This is a genomic window from Tepidanaerobacter sp. GT38 (assembly GCF_021991635.1).
Classification (GTDB): Bacteria; Bacillota; Thermosediminibacteria; order Thermosediminibacterales; family Tepidanaerobacteraceae; genus DTU063.
The window spans coordinates 26,896-33,226 of record NZ_JAFFJA010000038.1; the positions used below are offsets into that span (position 1 = coordinate 26,896).

General features: G+C 31.2%; 8 protein-coding genes. 5 read left to right on the forward strand and 3 right to left on the reverse strand.

What is annotated here, in order from left to right:
* Positions 1 to 3: 3 nt before the first annotated feature.
* Positions 4 to 288, forward strand: coding sequence for a hypothetical protein (locus JT739_RS06585; protein WP_237660312.1), 285 nt, complete (start codon positions 4 to 6; stop codon positions 286 to 288).
* A gap of 190 nt (positions 289 to 478) precedes the next feature.
* Positions 479 to 1,297, forward strand: a complete 819-nt coding sequence (locus JT739_RS06590; protein WP_078054688.1) for a hypothetical protein — start codon at positions 479 to 481, stop codon at positions 1,295 to 1,297.
* 605 nt (positions 1,298 to 1,902) lie between these two features.
* Here the strand turns inward: JT739_RS06590 and JT739_RS06595 are convergent.
* Positions 1,903 to 2,187 carry a hypothetical protein gene (locus JT739_RS06595; protein WP_078054689.1) on the reverse strand — a complete coding sequence of 95 codons (285 nt, stop codon included), beginning with the start codon at positions 2,185 to 2,187 and terminating at the stop codon, positions 1,903 to 1,905.
* A gap of 18 nt (positions 2,188 to 2,205) precedes the next feature.
* Complete coding sequence (locus tag JT739_RS06600) at positions 2,206 to 2,523, reverse strand: hypothetical protein (protein WP_078054690.1); 318 nt, start codon at positions 2,521 to 2,523, stop codon at positions 2,206 to 2,208.
* Positions 2,524 to 2,844: 321 nt separating this feature from the next.
* Between JT739_RS06600 and JT739_RS06605 the strand changes: the two genes are divergently transcribed.
* Positions 2,845 to 3,165, forward strand: coding sequence for a stage V sporulation protein S (locus JT739_RS06605; protein WP_237660313.1), 321 nt, complete (start codon positions 2,845 to 2,847; stop codon positions 3,163 to 3,165).
* 200 nt (positions 3,166 to 3,365) lie between these two features.
* Here the strand turns inward: JT739_RS06605 and JT739_RS06610 are convergent, their stop codons facing one another.
* Positions 3,366 to 3,611, reverse strand: a complete 246-nt coding sequence (locus JT739_RS06610) for a helix-turn-helix transcriptional regulator (RefSeq protein ID WP_237660314.1) — start codon at positions 3,609 to 3,611, stop codon at positions 3,366 to 3,368.
* A 107-nt stretch (positions 3,612 to 3,718) separates the two neighbouring features.
* Between JT739_RS06610 and JT739_RS06615 the strand changes: the two genes are divergently transcribed.
* Positions 3,719 to 4,630 carry a diguanylate cyclase gene (locus tag JT739_RS06615; protein ID WP_237660315.1) on the forward strand — a complete coding sequence of 304 codons (912 nt, stop codon included), beginning with the start codon at positions 3,719 to 3,721 and terminating at the stop codon, positions 4,628 to 4,630.
* A gap of 258 nt (positions 4,631 to 4,888) precedes the next feature.
* Positions 4,889 to 5,956: a DNA sulfur modification protein DndB gene (locus JT739_RS06620; protein ID WP_237660316.1), complete on the forward strand. Its 1,068-nt coding sequence runs from the start codon at positions 4,889 to 4,891 to the stop codon at positions 5,954 to 5,956.
* Positions 5,957 to 6,331: the final 375 nt, after the last annotated feature.

The window sequence follows — 6,331 nt, forward strand, 5'->3', positions numbered from 1 at the left end:
GCTATGGCAACAAAACGGATAAACCTATCTTTTTCTATGAATAGGGAGGATGATGCTAAGGTATATAACATACTTTCTGCACAAAAATATAAGACAGATTATGTAATTAAAGCAGTAATAAATTATTTGGAGAAAGAGAATAAGATGATTCTTGATAAGGAAAAAATTAAAGAGATTATAAAGGAAGCGATTCTTGAATGCGGCATAGACAGCATCAACTCAAATAAGGCTGAGAATAATGAGCAGAAACTTCCAAAGGAAATTTTCGATATGTTTAATAGCCTGTGAAAAGCAAAGAAGAAATTAATAGTAGATATGATATTTAAGATGTTCGATATGGAACGGCAGATTTTTTAACTGCCGTTTTCTTATATTCTTAAAAAACTATTTAGTGAATAAGGTAAAAAATTACCAATTTTGGAATTTAAGTATGCTATAATTATTTTAATATTAATTATTGTAAACTGGAGAGATAAGTATGTTGAAAAAACTCTTTAGCATGTTTAACAAAAATAAGGAAAAGAATTCTCTACAGGTGCGTAAGGACAAATCTATAGAAGAAGTTAGTGCAGTGTCAAGACGGAAAGTTGATACAGTTAAAGAAAAGGTAGACGATGAAGTTTTTACTGTTGACTTTGTAAGTATCAGGGAAAGCGGTAAAACTATAAAAAAAGCAGAAGTTATTTTCCCTGCTAATAACCAATATATAATAATAAATGGAGAAAAAATATATTTTGATGCATATTATGTCCGAGATGAGGGCATGAGCAGTGATAATTTATATCATAGAATAGCGACCCCAGATTTTAAATTTTGGATTTTGCCTAAGGACTATAAAAAGTTTATGTCTATAGCAAATTACCGTCATAATATACTTATAGAAAACAGAAAGAAACGTGATGAATTCATAAAGGCTGATATCAATACCCCTTTTGAATATGACCCAATAGATGAAGATATATATAAGTGTTTTATTGCAAATAAATCTGGAATGTGTGATGCTATAGGCACATGGGAACAGTTTAGGAAAGTAGAAGAACAAATAGCAAAGATATGTGAAGAAAACAACGGAAAATATTTTAAAACACAGGCGAAGACTGCAAAATTTGCCATTATTTTTGATTACTCAAGAAGGACATATTCCAACATAACTAGTCTAAGAGAAAAGGGATATAAAGTAACAACCTTTGAAAAAGCACTCGAGTATTTCGGATTATCTCACATGTGGAATATAAAAAGTATTAAAAAGATGGAAAATGAGTATAAAAAATTTATGAAGGAAAGGTATGGTAATTAAAAGAACGTCTAGGTACTGGAATAAAAAGTATGGAACTAAAAGGAACTTAATTTTTAAGGAGAATTGAAGCATCAAGGTTAACTCTTTACAAATAGAATTCAACGTGCTATCATTAGTTCAGGTATTCTGGGATGTAGTTGGTAAATACGGAGTAGAATAGGAGAAGTAATTGCTTTACTGCAATGAACTTCTCCTATTTTACTTTAATATAAAAGTATTTTGTATTTTGATAGAATATCAAACCGAAACCTAAAACCCGATTTTAGAAACGTTACTCTTATATAGATATATAATAAGAATGAATTCCTAGAAACCAATCTTTTTACATTAGAAACAGAGCAATTTGATAGATATTACATGCTTTGGCTAGGGGAAAGGAGTTAGAAATGATTTTTGAGAATTATGGGGTGAAAAGCGTTTCTAAAATTGAATAAGCAGTTTCTAGAGGTTGTAGGTCTAAAGGGCAGGTGGCTTGGAAGTTATAAACTGTATAGTATGCTAGTAACTATTAAAGGTATTGTTTTTTCTTACCCATTAAAACTTATAAAAAATCTATAAAAAAAAAGGCTTTTCAGCGATAAACTGAAAAGCCATATAGAGTATTATTAAGAGAGCCATTCATCTAAATATTTAAGCATCGCACTAATATGAGGATAATTATAACTTAATTTTTCTTGACTCAGTTCAGGAATAGTATTTGATAGTTTAATCAATAATTTATTTAACTCATCAAGCAAATCTCTTTCTCCATCAAAATTGTAGCGATATGTGGTTTCTAAGATATCGAGAAAATATTCAAGGTTCTTATATTCTCTTGAATTCTTACCAAAGATTTGCAATACAGTGGATAACAGCCTGCTAATTTCTTGTTTAAGTTGTGGATTGTTCATAACAGCACCCCCCATTTCTTACATGAAAAAAATATTTGTATATTGGTAGTAATATTTTTTTAGCATTACATATAAGTAATCTTCATCTAATTTATATTTATTCGAACATTGAATCCAAACGGAGTTTGCAGATATACTTAGAAGACATTTAGCGAGATAGAATTCGGCAACCTTATCTTCAGAAATATTTTCTTTCTTTAACTTCTCATTAAGGCATTTAATTGCATATCTTGCTATTCCAGCAACAGTCTTTTCAAGTTTTTTGGAGTACAGTGTGTAGTTTAAAGTATCTTCTAAAGAAATAGCATTAAATTTAGAGATGTTCACTGAAAGCATGGCAAATCACCTCCGTTGATTGTTTTATGCATATTAATGAAATAAGTAATAAAAAGTCAAGTATTTTTTAGAACTAATAGGAACTTTTGCTTTATTTCTTTTAAATATCAATGAAATTTTAGATAGAGAAGGATAAAGGTATGAATAATAATACTTGAACATAATGCTTATTCTTATTGTTCATACCTGTTGGGGACTATGATTGATTTATTATGAGATGTTAGGATTTTAATAAAAAAGATGATGCTATAAAAAACTTGAAATTATTTTAGACTATCTTGTATCATACTTCAGATAATTCTTTAGGGAGGTATGTAATGCATGGATATAAAGGTTCTTAGAGTTGCAGGAGATAGCAATATTAATGCTGCTGCAGATGCAGCAGTTGAGGAGATTAAGCAAAATATGGCTGTAAATATAGACTGTATAGGTGTAAAGGCTGGTTACCAAACGGTAAAAGTTTTGATTCTATTGACAGAAAAACTAGTAAAAATGGGATACAAGTTTTATATGAGGCCCTTTTATGTGAAAGTAGATACACTAGTAGATAAATATGATACTATCCCTAAAACCGCTATACGCTGGACACTGGTTGCAAAGAAAAAAAATATTTGCCCTTGTATTACCTACGGAAATATGTGATATCAAAGTATACAGCCGAAAGGAGCACACCTTTCTTATACTGGGTTAAAGTATAGAAAGGTGTGTTTTTTATGTTGTGATGAAAAGAGATAAGCAAATAGGGGTGATATGAAAAGAAAAATTGTAAGACAAAGAATAAATGTTGTTAATTTTGTGGGATGCAGGGTATATACTATAATGTTCTATATTAGAACAAAAACTTATTTATCTAGACCCAATAACCAATTGACACTTACATTTAGCACTTGGGATAAGGCTAAAAGTTCAATATCAGTAATTATTCTTTTGCGCTGTTCAATTTTTGAAATACTTGCTCTGTCAATGTAGACAGCAAGTGTTTCGAGTTTAGCCGCAAGTTCCTGTTGTGTCATATTGTTTTTTAGTCTGGCGATTTTAACCCTGGAACCCGCAATATTGCGTTCCTCGGAATCAAGTATTAATTTCATAATAACACCAACCTTATGTTCTTTATTGGAACAGTTGTATTTTATCCGAAGTTATGCAATAATATGTTCTAATAAAGAACAAACTATAAATTTGGAGGTAAATTATTGTGCAAGGGGAAGAATGCAGAATTGAGGATATAATCCGAATCATTCTAAATAGAGAAAAAAAGATTATTTACAGTAGCACTGATGTTAAAAATGCACATAATTATTTAGAAAAACTAGATGTTATTAATAAATTATCTAATGTGTCATGCATTCAATATTGTCTGGAAAATTACTTAGTAACAATTGATGAAATATATATTAGCAATCAAGAGTTTTATATAATTAACATTACTTCAAGAAAACAAAAGTGCAGTGACTGTAGCATATGCGGTAAAGTAATGGTAGATTCAGTTACAGGATTGAACAACAGAAATTACTGGGAACTGATTAATAACGGCTCAATATTTTATCCTTATAACAGTAAAGAGTTTACCCTGATAATTATAGATATAGATAATTTAAAAGAAATTAATGATAATTTTGGGCACCTGGCAGGGGATGAGGCCATTAAAATAGTTGGAGAATCGATAAAAAGAAATATAAGGAAAGAGGACTTAGGAGTAAGATACGGCGGTGATGAATTCATCATTTTGTTATTTAATCAAGATAAAAGAACAGCAAAAACAGTAATCGAAAGGATAAGAAAAGAAATTAATGATTTATCACTAAAACAAGAAATAAATATTCAAATTAGTGCAGGAGCAGCCTATTATAATTCAACAAAAAGAAATATGGGGGATTTAATAAGGATGGCAGATAGAGATTTATACAGAGAGAAACAAATGAAAAAAACTAAAGAAAAACAAAACAGTGATAAGTTAAAATATTTGCTTTTGGAAATGGAAAAATTACGTGATGAGTTAAATAAGAAAGTTGCTAATGGGAGTAAAGGAATAAATAATGAAGAGACGTTGAAAGTAAGTGAGAGACTGGATGAACTTATTACAAAGTACTTAAAAGAAGAAAATTAGTGCTAAGAAAGGATAAAGTCTATAAAGGGTATGGAATAGAGGTTAAGGTGTGGGAGAGAATCCTGCACTTTTTATTTTATAAACTTGTTTTCAATATAACCGACTTTTTGATTATTAGAATAATAACACAACTAACTTTTCTCTTGTGCCTTAAACCTATATCTGTTAGAATACAACCAGAAAATATTGTCCATAATTTTAGTATTGGAAAAGTTTGCTGTATTCTTATAATTATATAAACGAGGGAGGAAAGTTCGTATGGCAGAGTATGTGTTTAGGAATGTGACCCAGGTAGGCGAAAAGGAATACCAGACAATAATTGATGGACAGGAATTGGCAGAGATGTGGAGGGATGGGATAATAACATATAACCCAGAAATCCAGAGAGGAACAAAGGTAAAAAGGGGAAAGGACAATAGTGAAGTTGAGGTTGCTGTGTACAATAAAGCCAATGTGAAAAAAATCTATACTTCTATGCTTTCAGGCCAATATTTTACGGATATGATTACATTAAATGTTCTTGAAGATGGCAATGAAAAAGTCGAACTTGATGATGAGGGTAATCTTGCTGTAGATGGCGAAATAAACATTGCAGATGGGCAGCACAGAATTAGGGCTTTAAGCATGATTCTTGAAGGAAACGAAAAAGGGGATACATTCTTCGATTTAACCGAACTAAAATTCCCTGTAAAAGTTACCCACTATAATGTCCAGACCGCACAGCAGCAATTCCACCAGTTCTCTCTAGGGCTGAAAATCAGTTCAAGCCGTGCGGAATATTTTAATCAAACGGGCCTTGCAAACATTATTGTGAGAGAATTGATGAAAAACAGTGACCTGGCTGGCAGGGTAGAAGTGGTAAGAAATTCAATACCTAAAAAGGACGAAAGGCATATTGTTACTTTTGCTACCCTTGTAAACGCTATAGAGATAGTTTACAAGGATTTAGAAACAAGGGTTCAGGCGATGGAATTATCTAAATACCTTGCAGAATTTTTCAATGAATTGATAAATTTTATACCTGAACTTCATAACTACGAAAAAAGAGCGCAAAGTAAAGAAACATCGTTAATAGGGGAAAACTTCATGTTCTACGGATACGTGGCCATAAGCAAGGTATTACGGGATAAGGAGAATTGGAAGGAGTATCTGCCTCTTATAAATGAACTTGACCTGTTAAAATCCTCTAAAGTATGGTACGGTGAAGTGATAAAGGGTGGAAAGGAAAGAGGATATGCTATTATTAATACCAGTGAAAGCAGGCAGAAATTTATAAACAAGATAGTAAGAATGTTTAAAAAACTATTAAACGAAAAGACTGAATAATATACATTTTTTAACCAGGCTGATGGGTAGTTGGAGTATACTTACCTGTTAGCCTTTTTGATTGGTAATGGAAAGGGCTGTGGAATTAATGATAAAGTTGTTATTTAGTACATAATTATATTTTTGTCGTATAAAAAATTCACCAAACCCCTTAATCCATGAGACTTTGACTTAACTATACTAATATACATATATTTATTAGGAAAAGGAATTGAGATTAGGGGTAAGGGGCAGGAGATTAAGATAAACTTTAGACCCAAAATATATTTGAAATGAATAATTGATTGTATATAGAATGCTTCAGTCGAGTAATGGCTTTATCATCGATGCCTCTTTTATTGGACTGTCTACTAATTGATATGCTCCCTTTGGAGT

Coding starts and splice junctions, on each gene's coding strand:
- JT739_RS06585 (WP_237660312.1), top strand. CDS start 4: ATGGCAACAAAACGGATAAACCTATCTTTTTCTATGAATAGGGAGGAT.
- JT739_RS06590 (WP_078054688.1), top strand. CDS start 479: ATGTTGAAAAAACTCTTTAGCATGTTTAACAAAAATAAGGAAAAGAAT.
- JT739_RS06595 (WP_078054689.1), bottom strand. CDS start 2,187: ATGAACAATCCACAACTTAAACAAGAAATTAGCAGGCTGTTATCCACT.
- JT739_RS06600 (WP_078054690.1), bottom strand. CDS start 2,523: ATGCTTTCAGTGAACATCTCTAAATTTAATGCTATTTCTTTAGAAGAT.
- JT739_RS06605 (WP_237660313.1), top strand. CDS start 2,845: ATGGATATAAAGGTTCTTAGAGTTGCAGGAGATAGCAATATTAATGCT.
- JT739_RS06610 (WP_237660314.1), bottom strand. CDS start 3,611: ATGAAATTAATACTTGATTCCGAGGAACGCAATATTGCGGGTTCCAGG.
- JT739_RS06620 (WP_237660316.1), top strand. CDS start 4,889: ATGGCAGAGTATGTGTTTAGGAATGTGACCCAGGTAGGCGAAAAGGAA.